Raw genomic sequence first — 17,569 nt, 5'->3', positions numbered from 1 at the left:
AGCGTCCCAGCCGGGTTGTTCCCAGACGGCCGGAGAACACGCTTAGGTGATCGGCTGGAAGTTGGTTACCGAAGGCGAGCTACGGCTCATCTATCGGCCTGGTGTGGACTCGGCCGAGTTGGGCTTGATTGTCCTCGTCGCTTCCTCCAGCGATGGTGAGGATGAGCTGGTCGTCTTCGCCGGGGGTCAGGATCCCGCCGCCGGCCTGGTCTGTCGGAGTCCAGTGCTCAGCTTTGCAAGTTTGGTGGATGTAGCCGAGGTTCCACTCGGCACCGTCGATCTCGACCGTGAGATGCCAGGTCACACGAACCCAACACGGCAGGGAGATCCGGGTGGTGCTGTCCTGGGTGACGCTGAGCGCGGACCAGGACGTGACGACCTGATGGCCTTCGACCAGTATCGCGGCATGGAGCCACCCGACCGCCTGCTCTTGTTCCACTGTGGACAGTTCGGGAACCAGCAACTGTCGCGCGATCTTGGCTTGCAATGTGCGTAGCGCCACGCAGATGGACAGCTGGGACAGGTAGTCGGGTTCGGCGTCGCCGCTGACGAGGTCTTCGGGCAGTGGGGCCAGCGACAGGACTGGCGGGCCGCCGGGCACGCCGACCTTGATGCGGCATCCGGCTTTGAGCGCGTGCAGTGCGGCTAAGGATTCTGCTGCTAGCGCGGGATTCGCGCCGGAGATATCCGGCAAGGTGACACCGAAGGTGACGGTGTGGTCCGTAAGGTCGATGCGGAACTCTACGGTGACGATGTCGGCAACGTCGTGGCCGGTCCACGCGAGTCGTTCGGTGCCGTCGCGGGCTTCGGTGGGGCGCTGCATGACCAGCGGCAGTGTCGCGACCAGGTTGTCGTCATGGTCGAGTCCGCGAAGTTCGAAGGGTCTGGGTTGGTCGCTGGCTAGGACGGAGACGGAGATTCGGTCCATGTCGGCGAAGCTGAACCCGCCGGGAAGCTCGGCGGTGACAACACTTGCGGGGACATCGGTGAAAGGTATGCCGTAGCCGAGGAAGTCGCGCATCTGCTGGCGAACGTCGTCAGTCTCGGGAGTGATCGTGACACGTAGATCCATCGGCAAGGGGCGGTCGAGCTGTGCTTGGTCGTAGCGCGCGATGATGTCCAGCTGGGACATGGTGCTGTCCTCGATGACGACAGCTGAGAACACCGCTCCGGGCGCGGGTGTCATGACCGGTTGGCTGTCTTCGGGAGCGAGCTGTGCGGACAAGCGGTAGTTGTAGTGGGGGTCGGTCTTGTTGAGGGCTGCGACGATGCCGCGGATGCTGGCTAAGGCAGTGGCTGGCTGCAGGACTGTGCTGGGTTCGGTCTCGCCGGTGGCGTTAAGGGCTTGCATCAGTGTTCGTGCGGTATCGAGGACGTACTGTTGGCCGTTGTTGAAGTAGTAGTCGACGACCTGGGGATAGTCGGCTGCCCAGTTGTCGACTGTGGTCAGACCGATCCAGTCGCTGGGAATCCCTGAGTCCGCAGTGAGCTCGGCGAGCCATTCGCGATCTTCCCGTGTTGGGTCGATCGGGCGCACCACGTGCCATGCGGAGACGCGGATGTGTTCCTCCTTGGTAAAGGCGAGAAGGCTGTTCCACGACTTGGTGATCTGGCGCTCCTGGGAGCGATCGCGCGTGGTGGTGAACTTCTTGATCTGGAAAACTTCCCACCGGTGCGGCGCGTGCGGAACGAGGACGTCGATTCCGCCGTCGCCGCGGGAGGGCCGGATGCGCTGGCCTCGCGGATGCTGGCGCAGCACCATCATCGCGATGACGGCTTCGATGTCGTCTCCGCTGTAGCGCTCCCAGGGCACTCGACCCGGCATGACTGGTGCCTTTCTCGATCGGGCATTGCGGCCGGTGGCCGGGTTAGTCGGTGCTGGCCGGCTGGTTTGTGGTCGTGCCGAACAGCGTGTCGAACACGTCGAGGGTCATGCGGGTCGGCCGGATGCTGCCGTCGTCACCGTGAAGATGAAGCGCATAGAGGCTGACGTGTTCGTCGTAGGGCAGGTCCATCCAGCGCGCGAGGAGCTTTTGGCCGTAGAGTGGATGGTCCTGGTTCGCCGGCCGGAACGGGTTCGCCGTCTCCGCCTCGCCGCTGCCCGCTCCGCCGGCCAGGTCCGGCTGGCCGTACCAGCGGTCAGTCTCGTCTTTGACGGCGACTACCACGGGGCCGTGTTTGTCGGCAGCGTTGGCGATCTGCTGCACACGAGTCTTGGTGACACCGAGCTTGCCGGCGATCGTGCCGTACCCTGTGGTCCGGTCCCGCAGCTCGTTGACCGTTGCTTTTTTGATCATCGTGACCGCGCTGCGAGCGGCCACCAGCGCCTGGTCGAGCTCATCGGCGTCGCGCAGCCGCTGGTAGGGGTCGGCGGTAGTGCGGAGCTGGCGAAGCACTTGGTCAAGTGAGACGCGCATAGTTACCTCCTGTAGGTACAGGGGCAACTGTACCCTTTGGGTGGCGTGTGGGCTAGTTTGATCTGGGACTCAATGACTCGGCTGGCCCAGCTCTGCTGTGTTTGAGCTGGTCAACACCCTGATCGGTGACGGTGGGTATGGGGTGAGCGCCCTACGTTGCGGCGGCGTCACGGCTGGGGTGAGGTTGTCCGGCTGCTGGTGCAGTGCACGTATTTGACCGTGCGATATTCGGCGGCGACCTGCCGGCCGTCTGGCCGGTGTCGACTGGCCTGCAGCTGTCCGGTGCACCGCGTCTGACCGAGTCCTTACTCCTCTCCGGGCGGCCGTGTTGTGAGTCGTGCGTGTGCTGCGACTGTGGGGGCATGGAAATCGAGTTGGCGGACGTGGTGGCCTCGGTGCGGGACGAGCTGGTGGCGGCTGCGGCGCGGGGAGCCGGCAGTGATGTCGAGTTTGTGGTGGGGCCCATCGAGCTGGAGTTCGCGGTGGAGATGCGCCGGGACGCCAAGGTGAAAGCAGGGTTCCCGGGTGCCAAGGCGACCCGAACGTGCCGTTCTCGCGTGAGGCCACCCGGACGCCTCTCCAAGGTCGCCGTGATGCGCCGATTGGCTATGTGTTGGATAGGGGCCCGTCATTCGATGCGTCAGCGGTAACGGCGACGCCGAGGCGCGAATTCATGAGGAAGACTGCTTCGGTGAGGATTGTGTTGATGAGCCCTTCTTCGCCGCTGAAGCTGTTGCGGGGGAAGTTGATGCCGCCAACGATGACAACGTGGTCGAACTTTGCGCCGCCTGTGAACGCCGCGCAGTCGAACCTCGCGCCGCCAACGAAAGTCGCGCGTTCGAACTGGACCGAGCCCGCGAATGCAGCGTACTCGAACTCAGCGGGGCCGATGAACTCCGCATAGCGAAAATGAGCGGAGCCAGCGAAATTTGCACGGCCGAACCTGGCGCCGCCTACGAAGGTCGCGCGGGTGAACTGGGCATTGCGCTTGAAGGTCGCGCCGCGGAACCCTAGGGTGCCGACGAACCGGCCGACTCCAATGAAGATCGCGCCGTCGAACTGGGCGGTACCGACGAAGGTTGTTCCCTCGAAAGAATGGCCGCCGGTGAAGGTCACGCCGAGGAACTGGGCGGGGCCGATGAAGGTTGCGTGATCGAACTGGGCGAGGCCTCCGCACTTTGCGCCTTCGAATCGCGCGCCTTTAGCGAAGGTTGCATTGCCGAACTGGACGAGGCCGACGAAGGACGCGCGGCCGAACTGCGAAGCGCTGGCGAACGTCGAGGCCACGAATTGCGCACCCTTAGCGAAAATCGCGCGGTCGAACCAAGCGGTACCGGTAAAGGTCGCGTGACCGAACTCGGCACGCCCGGCGAAGGTCACGCCGCGAAATACGGCATCGCAGGTGAAGGTCGCGTGGTTAAACCAAGCGGGGCCGGTGAAGGTCGCGTGATCGAACTGGGCGAGGTCGGTGAAGGCCACGCCACCGAACCGTGTGGGGCCGACGAAGGTTGCGCCGTCGAACCGCGCTTCACGTACCTGGCAGTCTCCCAGGGAGAAGCTGACCAGATGGGTGTCGGTGAGGTCGAGGTCGATGTCCGCCCAGAACGCCCGGCGGACCGCGGGCTGAAGGTGCTCGCGAAGGATGCGCTGGGCCGTAAGCCGGACTTCTCGTTCCTGCATCCTGCTGTGGTGCGCATCGAGTTGAGCGTCGTCCGCAGCGGTTGGAGGCTGGACGTCGAATGATGTGAAGGGCATCCGCAGGTAGGCGCAGAGGACGTTGACGATGCTCTGGCGCTGGCCGGGGTTGTTGTGGGCCAGGCGCTCTAGGGCGTAGAGCCCGGCCAGTCGGACCGGAGCCTCGGTCGAGCCGAGCTGGTCGGCTGCCTTGGTGTATAGCTCAGTGACGTTCTTCTCCGTCGCGTCACTCTCGCTGTGCTGCTGGCGCCGCACCGCCAAGAGCAACGCGAAGATCCCGGTCGTCCCAGCGCCGATCCCCAGCCCGGTCTTGATTGCCTCGACTCTCGCCGATGCCCTCTTGTCCGCGTCCCTAGTTTGGTCGGCCTCGTCGATCAGCCAACTGGTCGCCCCCCACCCCGCCGCGGCTACTACGACCGCGGCAGCGAACACGACCCACCAGCTCATCCCTGAGGCCCGAGTCCGCGGCGGCCGCTCCCCCCGCCGACGCACCAGGGCGACCGCAAGCCCACCGCTGGCCGCGGCAAACAGAGCCAGCGGCACAGCGAGCGGGCGCGCCCACCGCCCCAGCCCCGCCCAGTCCACCCAGCCGAACAGCACCACCATCCCGACCAGCAGCGCCACCCCACTCAGCGCCAGGGCCCCGCGCGCCTGCGCCCAGCATTCGCGGAGCCACCCTGGCAACGTCAGCTTCCAGAACGTCACGGACGGTGCATCGCGCCAGCGCGAGCAAGCGCTACTTCAGGTGCTGCGCCCACTTCGATTGGCCGACGTCCCGCTGTGGTAAGTGCGGCTTCGCCCGGTCTCGACTTGACAGCGGCCGGGCGGTCTCGCAGTATCCGAACAAGTGTTCGATGTTTCGGGTTCGCTCGCGGCTTCCCCTCGTGGGCGTCTCCGGTGCGTGTTCGTGGTGCTGGAGGTGCGTAGTGGCGGTGCCGGACGTGGTGGCCGGCCTCGCGGCAATCCCCGGCGTCCGCACGGCCGCGCAGCTCGGCGAGCCGAGCCCGGAGCCTTCGGCGCCCGTCGGGTCGCTCCCGGTGACGCCAGCGTTGGCCAAGCTAGTGCCCGACGGCCTGCGGCGCGGCGCGGCGGTGTTGGTCTCGGGCTCGACCGCGCTGGTGCTGGCGTTGCTTGCCGAGGCGACCCGGGAGGGCTCGTGGGCAGCGATCGCTGGCATGCCCGAGGTGGGAGTGGCGGCCGCCGCCGAGCTGGGCGTCGAGCTGGAGCGGCTCGCCCTCATCTCCGCCCCGGGGGCCGAGGTCGCCGCGGTGCTGTCGGCGTTGATCGACGGGTTCGACCTGGTCGTGCTCGGCCCAGCCGTCACCCGAGTGATGCAAGCGCCGCTGGCGCGCCGACTGGGCGGACGGGTCCGCAACCGGGGCGCCGTTCTGCTTGCCGCCGGCCCGTGGCCGGGCGCGGATCTCCAACTGAGGGTGTCGAACCGCCGGTGGCGCGGTCTGACCGGCGACGGCTTCGGCCACCTGGAGTTCCGTGACGTCGTCGCGACCCGCCGTGGCCGCGGCGCCGCTGCGCGTCCGCGCACCGTCGCGCTGCAGCTGCCGGGCCCCGGCGGTGCTGTCGCCGCTGGCGAGGAATCTGCTGGCCGCGGCGTGCGTGAGGTCGCCGGATGATCCGCACGTCGCAGCGGCGTTCGAGCGGGTCGGGACCGTCGCGAGGTGCCAGGTGATCGGCGAGGCCGTCCGCTCGGGTGCGCGCGGCGAGTTCGGTGCGCTGGTCCCAGTCCGGCCGGCGGTTAAGGAGGTCGAGAGGTGCTTGCGTGGGCACTGGTTGACCCTGGACCTCTACGACAAGCTCGCGCCGTTCAGCCAGCGCTACCGGCTGCACGGCTGGCTGTGCGAGGTCTGTCGCGGTCTTGAAGCGTGCGAGCCGGAGGCTCGGCGCCTCGCCGAGTGGGCGCGCCTCGACGTCACCGTCCAGCACTCGCCCGACGCGGCGCCGACCGGCGGGCTCGTCCTGGTGGCCCATCCGCCGGTCGCGGGAACGCTGGCAGGTCGGATCACACTGCACCTGGACGGCACTGAGGTAGGCGCGGTGACGGCGAGCCCGTGCGGGAGATGTCGGACGGCCACCCTCGACTATGTCCATGTCGCCGCCGAGTACCGGCGCCTGGGCTTCGGTCGCACGCTGGTGGCGGCCGCGGTGGCTCGGGCGCCGTCGTACCGATGGACGGCTCCGTTGCCGGACGGCCCGGCGGCGCAGTCGTTCCGTGCTCGGATCGCCATGCGCCGGGCCGGTCCGCCTTGTCCCCACGTCGGAGGCGCGGAGTTCAGGCGATGAGGGCTAAGGGGAATGAGCGGGAATCGATCGTCGAGTAGCGCCTTGCAGTAGAGGCCGACCGCTCGGCGCGCAGGAGCTTGTCGTGAGACATCGCGACCGCGGTGGCCGACCACCAGGAGCGCTCAATTACGCCGCGATTCGCGTGACACTGCCGTAGACGAGGGGGTAGGGCTCGGCGGCACATCGGGGGGCGTTGTGCCGCCGAGCCAGGACTGGCGATGATCGGGACGGTCGGGGGGCGTGCCGGACCGATCACCTCAGCAACCAACAAGAGGGCGTTCGGCGGCCACAATGACGTCCGGCGATGGAGATCACCGAGACGGGTGACGCGCTGGTGTCCGGGTCGCGGAGGCGTGCTGGCGAGGAATCTCCCCGGCATCCGGCGTCACCCGGCACTTCGTGTCGCCATCGGTGGAGACGCGTCGGCGGACTTGAGTCTTCGGAAGCCGGATATGTCCGCGCGGCCGCACCGTATGCACGAGCGAGGTTCGGCGGGGTATCCACCATCAAAGCACTGCGACGGTCTTCGGGCGCAGCTCGTCTTGCGGTGATGTTGTGGGCGTGCCGGACAGACCACTTGGTCGGCCCGAGCGTAACGTCTGCCCAGGCCCAGCCCTGGTCAACGGGGCGCGGGTTGATCGTGGAAATCGGTGAAGGGGTTCGGTGATGGCGCAGAAGGTGCGTGTCGAGGTGCTCGACGATCTGGACGGCGGCGAGGCGGCGGAGACTGTCGCGTTCGGTCTGGATGGGGTGTCGTACGAGATCGACTTGTCGGCGGAGAATGCCGAGGCGTTGCGTGGTGAGTTCGAGCGCTTCGTCCAAGCTGCGCGGCGAGTCGGCGGCCGGCGGATGAAAGTCGCGCTCGGCCAGTCCACCAGCGAGGCCACCAGGTCATCGGGAACCGGCAAGGTTAACTCTCGCGAGTACAACCAGCAGGTGCGCGAGTGGGCCGCGGCGAACGGGTACGAAGTTGCTGAGCGTGGTCGGTTGTCGAGCGAGCTGATCGAAGCCTACGAGACCGCTCGCACAGCGCCTGCCGAGGTTGAGGCGGAACCGGCTGAGAAGCCGGCGCGGAAGCGGGCACCGCGGAAGAGGGCAGCGGTCTGAGGCGGCACGCCGGACCGCGATGACGTCTCGTGCTGGCGGGGCACCAGAGTCAGGTAGCGCGCCGGTGCCCGGGGCCTGGCAGGGCATCGGCCCCCCGAACCTGCCGGGCAGCCGGGCACCGACCGGGACACTTGTATCGGTATTGGACCGTCGAGACGAGTTGCCGGGCGCAGGTGTCCCTCGTACGTGGCTCTATTCCGCGTGCGCCGTGTGATCGGCGAGTTGCTGATTAGCCGCCGCCGTAGTGACGGGAGACGGCGACGCTCGGGCTGGGTGGGTCGGGTGTCGTCAGGTCCTCGCGGTGGTCGTCGAGAAGCTGCTTGATCTGCGAGATCAGGCGATCGGCGTGGTCAAGTGCGGTTAGCTGCTCGGAGGTGTCCTGGTCGTAGCCGGCCTGGCGAAGTTCGGTCAGCAGTGTCCGGTCGAGGTCAGCGAGTGCGCCTTTGAGGTCGCGGAAGTCCAGCGTCACGATGTCGAGGATGCGCGAGCCGCGGTGTCGAGTAAAACAGTCCGCCGCGATCTGGTGACACGCGTTTGGGCGGTTTTCGACGGTGATGATCTGGCCTGCAAGGCTGCGGATTCGCGTCAAATTCTTAGCGGCCGGAGCGCTGTGGTAGTCGTGACGGGCGTGGATGCTGGGGTGGCACGCAATCGATCGCAGCCACTCGATCGGGGGCTTGGTGTCGCTTGTTGGGGACGGGCAGTGTCGAGCTTGTGGAATCGCGTGAGTTTCGGGTACAGCTTCCATCCGACGTGCCGCCGACCCAGTACGCGGTCATTGTGCACGCAGTTGCTGGGGTGCTCGATGCTGCTGGCTTAGTTGCCAGGTCGTCGATCTTCGTAGACGACGTGGCGCACGACGACGACTTGAACGAGGCGTTCGACCAGTTCAGTGCTCTGTATCCATGGAGCGACCGTTGACGTTGCCCCGAACATGGGCTGGCACGTCGAGGTTGAGGTAAAGCTACGCGCGAGCCGCAGGCTGCCACTGCTGTGGCCGTTGCTGAGGAATACCGGCCAGGGCTGCCGCGTGCTGGCGCGCGTTGTCACGCGAAGAGGACGTGGCGATGGTTCCAGGCGAGGTGGAGGGCCGCCGCTGCGCCCGGGGAGAGCCGACCTTCTTCACGTAGGTAGCGCAGCGTGTTTTCTTCGAACGGCAGAGCGCGGGCCGGGACGGTTCCTTCGGAGTTGGTGTTGACGGCGTCGGCGAAGAGGTGGTCGTAAAGGTCGGGGGCGATGACCGCGGCGGTGAGGATGTCGCCGCACAGGGTCAGGGCGTCGAGGGTGACTCCGAGGCACCAGATCTGGATGTCGCCGGCGTCGAGCGCGCGGTCGAGGGTGGCGAAGGGCTCGAGGTCGTCGTAGGCGATCGGGTGGCCGCTGCCGTCGTATTCGTCGTGGCCGAGAAGTTCTTCGGCGAGTTCGCGCTGTATGTTGCGCCAGAGGGAGAAGTCCGCGGCTATGGCCGCTGGGAGAACGCTGGAGGGTTGGAAGATCCCGGCGGGGAGGAGATGGGTCATGCCTCCGCCGCCGGCGACTTTGTTGCCGTCACGCTGATGCAGGACCACGCTGGGTGAGTCGCCTCCGCGGATGGTCAAGGTTCCGACTGCGCCCATCAGCGGGCGGCGGCTGAGGTCGAATGGGTCACCGATGAGGGTTCTGAAGGGGAGCCGCCGCCACGACGGTTTCATGGTGCACAGCTCGTCGTTGTGGTCACGCATCAGGTGCCGCAGCGCGGTTTCGTGAGCGAGGGCTTCGTTGGTGTCCATGGAGTCGAAGAAGCCCATGTGTCCGAAGTGCATCCCGATTTCTGGAGTTGTCCAATCGAGATGCGTCAGGCGGAAGCACAGTCGGTTCTCGAACAGCTTCGGTGGGGTCAGATCGCGGATGACATCGTGGTAGCGGCGGTAGCGATGGCCAGGCGTGGACCAGGGACGCACGGCCGCAGTCTCGGCCTCACCCCCGGTTATCTCCGGCGGTGGGGTGTCGGAGGCAAGAGTCAGCGTGATGTCCTGAAGTGACACCGGGCATCGAGGAAGCCAGCTCTGATGGGCGATGACTCCGGTGTTGTGCAGCCCAGGCAGGCGGAAGTCGGGGTAGAGGCCCTCGGCGGTGATCGCCAAGGCTCGCCGCGTGGTGCCGAGGGCGGCCCTGGTCTCGCGCCAGCGCTGCTGCTCGCGTTCGACTTCCGGGCTGGGGGAGACCGGTTCATCCGCTCCTGTCGGTGCCATGGGTGTGAGTGTGATGGCTGGAGACAGGTGCGGCCGTTTGAACCCCAGCTCAGCGATCGGGACGCCGAAAAATTCGGCAAGCAGCTGCTGGTAGAAACGTTTCGGGAACGTGGTTTCCCCGCACTCCCAGCGGTAGACCGACTTCTTGGTCAACGTCAGCTGAGCGCCATGGCTGGTCGTAGCCAGCCGGTTCAGTTCCTCGGCCAGCTCCTGCTGCGACAGGGCGCGGTTCTCGCGGAGCGCGATCAGCGTTTCGTTGGGTGTGCGGTACGAGGACGAGCCTGCCATGTCCCCACCGTAGGTGACTGACCCCGCTTCGTGACCGTCAACGTCCACGTGTCGTCCCCACCACGTCCACGATTCGGGTACCGCGCGTCCACGGCGCGGGGTCGATCCGTTCTTCGCGCGCTGTTGAACTGGATCTTGTCGTTCCACAGACCGAGGTAGAGCGCCGGGGAACCGGCCTCACGAGGAGGGGCAGTGATCGACTCCAGGCGAACAACACCCTTGGGAAAGCAGATCGTGGTCACCGGCGCCGCGGGTTTCATCGGCTCGCACCTGGTCGACGCGTTGACCGAACGAGGATGCCAGGTCGTCGGCGTGGACCGGCGGAACGTCACCGACGACCCGTTCGCTGCGATGAACCTCGCCGTCGCGGCCGAGAACCCGCAGGTCCGCATCGTTCACGCGGACCTTGCGGAGGCTGACCTGGCTGAGGTGGTGGCCGGCGCGGACACGGTGTTCCACCTGGCCGCTGTCCCGGGTGTGCGCACATCCTGGGGTGATCGGTTCCCCGACTACGTCCGCTCGAACATCACCGCCACCCACCGGCTGCTGACCGCCTGCGAGCAGCAGGGCGTCCGTCGGCTGGTGATCGCCTCATCATCGAGCGTGTACGGCACCTCGACCGCGCCCAGCCGGGAACAGGACCCGACCGGGCCGCTGTCGCCGTACGGTGTCACCAAGCTCGCCGCCGAACAGCTCTGCCTCGCGCACGCGAGCCGGGCCGACACCGCGCTGAGCGTCGTGGCACTGCGGTACTTCACCGTCTACGGCCCGCGCCAACGTCCCGGCATGGCGATCAACCAGCTGCTGCTGAGCGCTCTGACCGGCGCCGTCATTCCGCTCTACGGCGACGGCCGCCAGCGGCGCGAATTCACCTTCGTCTCCGACGTCGTCACCGCGACGCTGGCGGCAGCCGAGGCGGGCGTGAAGGCCGCCGTCGTCAACGTCGGCGGCGGGACCAGCATCACCATGCGGCAGGCAATCCAGCTGGCCGGCGAGGTCACCGGCCGCCCGGTGGCGGTCGCCGAACTCGACGACCAGGCCGGGGACGTGCGCGCCACCGAAGCCGACCTCACCCTGGCCGGCCGTGTCCTCGGCTACCGGCCCGCGGTCGAGCTGCACGACGGTATGGCCGCGCAGGCCGCGTGGCTGACCGCCCTCACCGACACCCAGCGGCACTCCCTGCTCCGCGACCAGCTGGCGGTGACCCGATGATCACCCTGACAGCCGACTCGGCCACCGACCTGTTCCTCGCCGCCAACCAGGCGGTCCGCCGCGACGGGATGATCGTCACCCCGCGCGGCATGGCCACCACCGAAGTCCTCGGCGCCCACCTCTGCCTGACCAACCCGCGGCGCCGCTTCGTCGACGCACCGCCGGCGCGGATCCTCAACCCGGCCTTCGCGGTCGCGGAGACGTTGTGGATCCTGTCCGGCTCGGACGGACCATGGATCTTCCAGTACAACCGCGCCTTGACCCGCTACACCGACGACGGACGTCTGCAAGGCGCCTACGGACCCCGCATGCGGAAGTGGCGCGGCCGTATCGACCAGCTCGACGGGGTCCGCCGCCTGCTGACCCGCGACCCGGACTCGCGGCAGGCCGTGATCCAGCTGTTCGACCCGGAACGCGACACCCGCGGCCATCGCGACGTGCCCTGCACGCTCGGCTACCGGTTCTTCCTGCGCGCCGGACGGCTGCACATGCACACCTCCATGCGCAGCCAAGACCTCTGGCTCGGGTTCCCGTACGACATCTTCGCCGCCACGGTCCTGCAGGAGCTGCTGGCCGGCTGGCTGGGCGCGGAACTGGGGGAGTACCACCACTTCGTCGACTCGCTACACCTCTACGACCAGCACCTCAGCCCCGCCTCGGAGCTGCCCGGTCCGAACGAAGGAAGCCCGCCGCCAAGCATGCCGCCCCTGGCCGTGGCCTGGGAACGAATGCCCGGCCTGCTGGCCGAGGTGATCGCCGGCCGCTGCCCCGACGAGGCCGGAGAGCCGTGGACCACGTTCGCCGCGCTGATGGCCAGCTACGGCACCTGGGCCCATGGCGACCGCGATCAGGCCCGGGCCAGCGCGCACGACGCGCCGGGTGACCTCGGACGGGCGCTGGAACGCTGGTACGACCACCTCACCGCGTCCGCCCGCCCGGCAGCGACGGTCGGGGGCGCATGATGCGGACTCGACACTCGACTTCGCCGGTCGTGCTGGGCGTGTGCGCCTACACCCACGACTCAGCGGCAGCCCTGATCATGGACGGCGAACTGGTCGGCTTCGCCGAGGAGGAGCGCCTCAACGGCCACAAGCACACCAAGGCCTACCCCGGGCGCGCCATCGCATGGCTGCTCGAGAGCAGCAACCTCGTGCCCGAGGACGTCGACCTCGTCGGCTACAACTTCCAGGCGCACCGCTACCTGGGCGCCCTCACCCAGGCGCCGGCCCAAATCCTCAGCCGCGACCGCCGCAGCCGGGTCCCGGCGCGGGCCCGCAGCTTCGCCACCGTCGCCGCCCGCACCCGCACCCGAACCCGGGAACTGGCCTACCGCTTCCCGCGCGCCCGCGTGGCCGCCGGCCAGCACCACCGCGCGCACGGCCTCTACGCCTTCGCCTCCGCCGGCTACGAGCACGCCGCGGTCCTGGTCGCCGACAGCCTCGGCGAGCTGCAGTCAACGACCATCGGCTACGCCCGCCGCACCGGCGCGGGAACGGACTACCGCATCATCGACACCATCGACGATCCCGCGTCCCTCGGCTACGCCTACGGCGCGGTCACCGAACATCTGGGATGGCGCCGGGGCGACGAAGAGGGCACCGTCATGGCCCTGGCCGCGCTCGGTGACCCGGCCCGCTTCCGCGACCTGTTCACCCGCGCGATCCCGCTCACCGACACCGGCTTCACCCTCGACCCGGCGCTGTTGCCGCTGCGGGTCCTCTCCCGCCGCCACCCCCGCATCGCCCCCGCGTTCGCCGCGCGCACCTGCCCGCCGCGGCACCCCGACAGCCCCGTCGAGCAGGTCCACCATGACCTGGCCGCCGCGCTGCAGGAACGCACCGAACAGGTCATGCTCCACCTCGCCCGCCGCGCCCGTGACCTCACCGGCTCCCGCTGGCTGTGCCTCGGCGGCGGTGTCGCGACCAACTGCGTCGCCGTCGGCAAGATCGTCGACGCCGACCTGTTCGACGAGGTCCACGTCCCGCCGGCCCCGGGAGACGCCGGCACCGCCATCGGCGCCGCGCTCGCTGCACACCTGTCCGCCACCGGCACACTCCCGACCGGGGTGGCCGAGCGCTGCTATCTCGGGCCCGCCCACCCGGGCCTGAGGCTGCCGGCCAGCCCCCGGCCCGGCCTGGCCGCGCACCAGCCGGAGGCCCCGGCCCGGTTCCTGGCCCGTCAGCTGGCCGACGGCCGGATCGCCGGTCTCTTCCACGGCCGGCTTGAAGCGGGCCCGCGAGCGCTCGGCAATCGCTCGATCCTCGCTTCCCCGCTGTTGCCCGACGTCGTCTCCCGGCTGAACGACACCGTCAAATTTCGGGAGCCCTTCCGACCATTCGCGCCCGTCGTCCTCGGCGACGCCGCCGCGGAGTACTTCACGGTGCCGCAGCCCACCCCCTACATGTCCATCGCCTCCGGGGTCACCGACCTGGCCCGCGACAAGATCCCCGCGATCGTGCACGCGAACGCCACCGCCCGGGTCCAGACGGTGACCCCGGAGCAGAACCCGTTCCTCGCCGAGGTCCTGTCCGAGTTCGCGGCGATCACCGGCGTGCCCGTCCTGATCAACACCTCGCTCAACGTCAAAGGCAAACCGATCTGCGGCACCCCGGAAATGGCGCTGGACTGCCTCGTCGACAGCGGCCTGGACGCCCTGATGCTGGAAGGCTGGTGGGTCACCAAGTGAAGATCGGCTACAGCTTCTGGGGCTTCCTCGGCCCCGGCATCCGCGACACCCCCGACGGAGGCCGCAGCCACCGCCGCGTCCTCATCGACGGACTCCGCGAGCGCGGTCACCAGCTGGTGTTCCTCCAACCCGACCGCGACTACCTGGAAGCCGGGCTCGACCTGTCCCCGCACTACCGCTGGGACGTTGGGCTCCCGGACATCGACATCCTGTTCCTCGAGTGGCGCTGGCCCATCCCCGGGCGCAACACCACCTGGTGCGGCGCGGTCGGGCACACCTGCGACCTGCACCGCCAGCAGCAGCTGCTCGACCACTACACCCGCGACCGCGGCATCCGCACGATCCTCTGGGACAAGGACCGCACCCTGCCCGCCGACGACCCGCTGCGCTCCACGCCAAACGTGATCGTCTGCGAGGCCGCGCTACACCCCACACCAGGCGCGGTGTCGCTGCTGTTCCCCGTCGCCGATCATGCCCTGGACACCGCCGACCCCGTCGCCCTGGCCAGCCGCGCCCGGGATCTGCCGCTGGTCTACGTCGGGAACCAGTACGACCGCGACGACGCCTTCACCGCCTTCTTCGCCCCCGCCGCCGCCCGGCATGACCACCTCGTCGCCGGCAAGTGGCCCCGCACCGACTCCTGGCCCGGCGTGCGGTTCGTCGGGCGCGTCCCGTTCGACGAGGTCGCCGAGATCCACGGGCGGGCGCTGTGCACGATGCTGCTGCTGCCCCAGCGCTATGCCCAGGCCGGACAGATGACCCAACGGCTCCCGGAAGCTGTACTCGCCGGATGTCTGCCGCTGACACCCGCCGCCATCCGCGATGCAGCACGCTTCACCCCGACCCAGCTTCACGTGCACGACGGCGCCTCCGCAGCCGCCACGATTACCCAGCTGGCCAGCCTCGCCGGCACGACCGAGCACGCCGAGCTGCTCGCCGACTGCCTCACGAGACTGGACCTGTTCCGGGTGTCCCGCCAGCTCGCCGTCCTCGACGCACTGCTGGCCGCGCAACCTACCCGGGGGACGGTCGCATCATGACCGGCCTGCCTCCGCACGGACCCAAATCGCCCCGGGTAGCCTCGCGCGACATGGACAGGATCGCCATCATCGGCTGCGGCGGGTCCGGCAAGACCCACCTGGCCAACCAGCTCGCCTCGCTGCTCAACCTGCCGCTGACCCACCTCGACGCCGTCTACTACGACGCCGACTGGAACACGCTCCCACAGGACGAATTCGCCGAGCTTCAGCGCACGCTCGTGGCCGGGCCACGGTGGCTGCTGGAAGGCAACTACGCCGGCACCCTCCCCATCCGGCTCGCCGCGGCCGACACCGTCATCTTCCTCGACCTGCCCGCGCTCACCTGCCTGGCCGGGATCCTGCAACGCCGGCGGCGCTACCGCGGCGGACAGCACGCCAACGACGGCGTCTATGACCGCATCACCTGGAACTTCGTCCGCTACATCTGGGGCTACCGCAAGACCATGCGCCCCAAGGTGCGCCAACTGCTGGCCGAGCACGGACCCCACGTGCGATTGATCACCCTGACCAGCCGACGCCAGGCCGCGCGCTTCATCGCGCACGTTCGCGCGGAGACCTCAACTCGGACCTAAACCACCCGCCAGGGAGGCGACCCGTCCATGCCCGCCACTCCCTTCACCGACCCCGACCAGATCGCCGGCCCCCTCTACGCAGACCCCACGCGGCTCGCCCGCCGCACCAGCGCCCTGCACGCCGCGAAGATCAGCGGCGACGACGCCACCGCCACCATCACCGCCCTCGCCACCACCACCTCCACCACGGCACCGGTGATCTGCGACATCGGCTGCGGCCGCGGCACCAGCACCCTGCACCTGGCCACCCAGCTGCGGCCACGCCGGCTCATCGCCGTCGACCAATCCGCGGCGCTGCTGGACACCGTGCGCGAACGCCTCACCGCCGCCGGGCACGACGTCGACACGATGTGCGCGGACTTCCACCACCTGCCGCTGCCGGACGGCAGCGTCGATGTCGCGATCGCAGCGTTCTGCCTCTACCACTCGCCGCAGCCGGGCGACGTGATCGCCGAGATCGCTCGATGCCTGGCAACCGGTGGCCGGGCCGTGCTGGTCACCAAGTCCGCGGACAGCTACCAGGAAATCGACCAGCTGATCGCCGAGTCCGGCCTCGACCTCGAGGCGGCCGACCGCCCCAGCCTCTACACGACCTTCCACAGCGGCAACGCCGCCGCCACGACCGCCACCGCCCTGCAGGTACTGCAGACCCAGCACCAGCAGCAGGTCTTCCGCTTCCAGCATCTGGACCACCTCGCCGACTACGTCGCGACCAGCCCCAAGTACACGCTGCCCGCCCACCTGGCCGGGCACCCTCGCCGGCTGGCCGCAGAGCTGCGCCGACGGCTACCCGACCGGCCGATCACCGCGACCTCCACCGTCACCTACGTCCAGGCGGCCCGCCGATGACCACCGAGACGTTCGTCAAGCGCTACTCCGACCAGCACACCGCAGAAGCCGCTGCGGCTCACCGGAGCTGGCTGGCCGGACTCAACTCCGGCGTGCGCATACCCCAGCTGCGCGCGGTCCGGCCCGGCCGGCTCGTGTTCGAGCACCTCGGCGACCGGCACCTCGGGCCCACCGACCTCGACGCAGCCGCTGAAGCACTGGGGAGGATTCACGCCGCCGCGCATACTCACGAACTGCATGCCGCGTCGCTCGACCAGCCGTACACCGCACCCGGCCTGGTGATCACCGACTTCGTCACGCCCCGCGCCGCGGCCCTGCAGCACCTTCCGCTCCCGATCGTGGGGCTGCCGGTCGCGTTCTACAAGGACGCCAACGTCCGCAACTTCCTGCGTACCGGCGACGGGATCGCGCTCGTCGACTTCGACGACCTCACCCTCGCGCCATTCGGCTACGACCTCGCCAAACTCATCATCAGCACCGCGATGACCTTCGGCCGGCTCACAATCGAGCAGATCGACCAAGCACGACAGGTCTACAACACCGAAGCCGGACGAGCCGACACCGCCGCGACCTGCACCGCGGACGCCCTGCGGCTCTACTGCGAATTCCACCACCACCTCACCGCGCGCTACCTGCACCGCAACGGCTACCAGCACCCGTGGCCTCACCTACGTCCCTGGCCCGTCCCGCAGGTGATTCCATGAGCACCCGCCGGCACTCCGACCAGCCCATCGACGCGCACAGCGGCCTGGCTCGCGTGCTGGGCGACGTCACCGCCGAACGAGAAGCCCAGCACGCCGCCCACGGCGTCCAACATCACCTCGCCGACGGCACCGGCGCGGAGTGGCGGGCCTTCGCCGAGCACATGCGCACCGAATGCCAACGGGCCGCCGCCGAAGGCCGCATGACCTGGCGGCACATCCTGCTCGAAGAAGTCGCCGAAGCACTCGCCGAGGAGGAGCCGGACCGCATCCGCGGCGAACTCGTCCAAGCCGCCGCGGTCGCCGTGCAGTGGCTCCAAGCAATCGATCAGCGACCCGCCGGCGGGACCGACGCCGTGGCTCAGCGGCAACAGCAACAAGCTTCCGTTGCCGTCGACGCCCGGTACCACAAGGGTTTGCCTCACTAGGTCGCGCTGCAGCCTGACGGCCCAAGACGTCGACACAGGTCGACG

Annotated in this window: 17 protein-coding genes; 12 read left to right on the top strand and 5 right to left on the bottom strand. The window is 68.6% G+C overall.

Annotated elements, in window-relative coordinates:
- Positions 1-79: 79 nt before the first annotated feature.
- Together AB0J55_RS28565 and AB0J55_RS28560 are read right to left on the bottom strand one after the other, a co-directional pair.
- Positions 80-1,813 (bottom strand): hypothetical protein, encoded by a 1,734-nt coding sequence (locus tag AB0J55_RS28565; protein ID WP_364254950.1) that lies wholly within the window; start codon positions 1,811-1,813, stop codon positions 80-82.
- Between the two features lie 55 nt (positions 1,814-1,868).
- Complete coding sequence (locus AB0J55_RS28560; protein ID WP_364254947.1) at positions 1,869-2,417, bottom strand: hypothetical protein; 549 nt, start codon at positions 2,415-2,417, stop codon at positions 1,869-1,871.
- 362 nt (positions 2,418-2,779) lie between these two features.
- On the opposite strand from AB0J55_RS28560, the gene AB0J55_RS28555 reads away from it, so the two are divergent.
- Positions 2,780-3,067: a trypco2 family protein gene (locus AB0J55_RS28555; protein ID WP_364254944.1), complete on the top strand. Its 288-nt coding sequence runs from the start codon at positions 2,780-2,782 to the stop codon at positions 3,065-3,067.
- On the opposite strand, the gene AB0J55_RS28550 is transcribed toward AB0J55_RS28555, so the two are convergent.
- Positions 3,024-4,817 carry a pentapeptide repeat-containing protein gene (locus tag AB0J55_RS28550; protein WP_364254941.1) on the bottom strand — a complete coding sequence of 598 codons (1,794 nt, stop codon included), beginning with the start codon at positions 4,815-4,817 and terminating at the stop codon, positions 3,024-3,026. The genes AB0J55_RS28555 and AB0J55_RS28550 overlap by 44 nt on opposite strands.
- 221 nt (positions 4,818-5,038) lie before the next feature.
- On the opposite strand from AB0J55_RS28550, the gene AB0J55_RS28545 reads away from it, so the two are divergent.
- The 3 genes from AB0J55_RS28545 to AB0J55_RS28535 all read left to right on the top strand — a co-directional run bounded on the left by AB0J55_RS28545 (position 5,039) and on the right by AB0J55_RS28535 (position 7,517).
- Positions 5,039-5,743, top strand: a complete 705-nt coding sequence (locus AB0J55_RS28545; protein WP_364254938.1) for a hypothetical protein — start codon at positions 5,039-5,041, stop codon at positions 5,741-5,743.
- Between the two features lie 52 nt (positions 5,744-5,795).
- The gene (locus AB0J55_RS28540) at positions 5,796-6,410 is read left to right on the top strand and encodes a GNAT family N-acetyltransferase (protein WP_364254935.1); all 615 of its coding nucleotides are present in this window, start codon (positions 5,796-5,798) and stop codon (positions 6,408-6,410) included.
- Between the two features lie 666 nt (positions 6,411-7,076).
- Positions 7,077-7,517: an Lsr2 family protein gene (locus AB0J55_RS28535; protein WP_364254932.1), complete on the top strand. Its 441-nt coding sequence runs from the start codon at positions 7,077-7,079 to the stop codon at positions 7,515-7,517.
- A 229-nt stretch (positions 7,518-7,746) separates the two neighbouring features.
- Here AB0J55_RS28535 and AB0J55_RS28530 read toward each other — a convergent pair whose 3' ends face one another.
- On the bottom strand, positions 7,747-8,106 hold the full coding sequence (locus AB0J55_RS28530; RefSeq protein ID WP_364254929.1) for a hypothetical protein: 360 nt from the start codon (positions 8,104-8,106) through the stop codon (positions 7,747-7,749).
- A gap of 457 nt (positions 8,107-8,563) precedes the next feature.
- On the bottom strand, positions 8,564-10,036 hold the full coding sequence (locus AB0J55_RS28525; protein WP_364254926.1) for a helix-turn-helix transcriptional regulator: 1,473 nt from the start codon (positions 10,034-10,036) through the stop codon (positions 8,564-8,566).
- Between the two features lie 192 nt (positions 10,037-10,228).
- On the opposite strand from AB0J55_RS28525, the gene AB0J55_RS28520 reads away from it, so the two are divergent.
- From AB0J55_RS28520 to AB0J55_RS28485, 8 genes are read left to right on the top strand one after another with little or no spacing between them, the layout of a single operon-like run.
- Positions 10,229-11,248, top strand: coding sequence for an NAD-dependent epimerase/dehydratase family protein (locus AB0J55_RS28520; protein ID WP_364254923.1), 1,020 nt, complete (start codon positions 10,229-10,231; stop codon positions 11,246-11,248).
- Positions 11,245-12,210 carry a thymidylate synthase gene (locus AB0J55_RS28515; protein ID WP_364254920.1) on the top strand — a complete coding sequence of 322 codons (966 nt, stop codon included), beginning with the start codon at positions 11,245-11,247 and terminating at the stop codon, positions 12,208-12,210. Before AB0J55_RS28520 ends, AB0J55_RS28515 begins: the two co-directional genes overlap by 4 nt.
- A complete protein-coding gene (locus AB0J55_RS28510; protein WP_364254917.1) occupies positions 12,207-13,934 on the top strand; it encodes a carbamoyltransferase C-terminal domain-containing protein in 1,728 nt (575 codons plus the stop codon). The genes AB0J55_RS28515 and AB0J55_RS28510 overlap by 4 nt, the downstream gene beginning before the upstream one ends.
- Entirely contained in the window at positions 13,919-14,974 is a 1,056-nt protein-coding gene (locus AB0J55_RS28505; protein ID WP_364254914.1) for a hypothetical protein, read from the top strand. The genes AB0J55_RS28510 and AB0J55_RS28505 overlap by 16 nt, the downstream gene beginning before the upstream one ends.
- 50 nt (positions 14,975-15,024) lie before the next feature.
- A complete protein-coding gene (locus AB0J55_RS28500) occupies positions 15,025-15,546 on the top strand; it encodes a DNA topology modulation protein FlaR (protein WP_364254911.1) in 522 nt (173 codons plus the stop codon).
- A gap of 27 nt (positions 15,547-15,573) precedes the next feature.
- Complete coding sequence (locus AB0J55_RS28495; protein ID WP_364254908.1) at positions 15,574-16,395, top strand: class I SAM-dependent methyltransferase; 822 nt, start codon at positions 15,574-15,576, stop codon at positions 16,393-16,395.
- Entirely contained in the window at positions 16,392-17,099 is a 708-nt protein-coding gene (locus AB0J55_RS28490) for a phosphotransferase (protein WP_364254905.1), read from the top strand. Before AB0J55_RS28495 ends, AB0J55_RS28490 begins: the two co-directional genes overlap by 4 nt.
- The gene (locus tag AB0J55_RS28485; RefSeq protein WP_364254902.1) at positions 17,096-17,524 is read left to right on the top strand and encodes a hypothetical protein; all 429 of its coding nucleotides are present in this window, start codon (positions 17,096-17,098) and stop codon (positions 17,522-17,524) included. The genes AB0J55_RS28490 and AB0J55_RS28485 overlap by 4 nt, the downstream gene beginning before the upstream one ends.
- Positions 17,525-17,569: the final 45 nt, after the last annotated feature.

The organism is Amycolatopsis sp. NPDC049688, assembly GCF_040674975.1.
GTDB lineage: Bacteria > Actinomycetota > Actinomycetes > Mycobacteriales > Pseudonocardiaceae > Amycolatopsis.
This window is presented reverse-complemented; position numbering and strand designations above follow the sequence as displayed.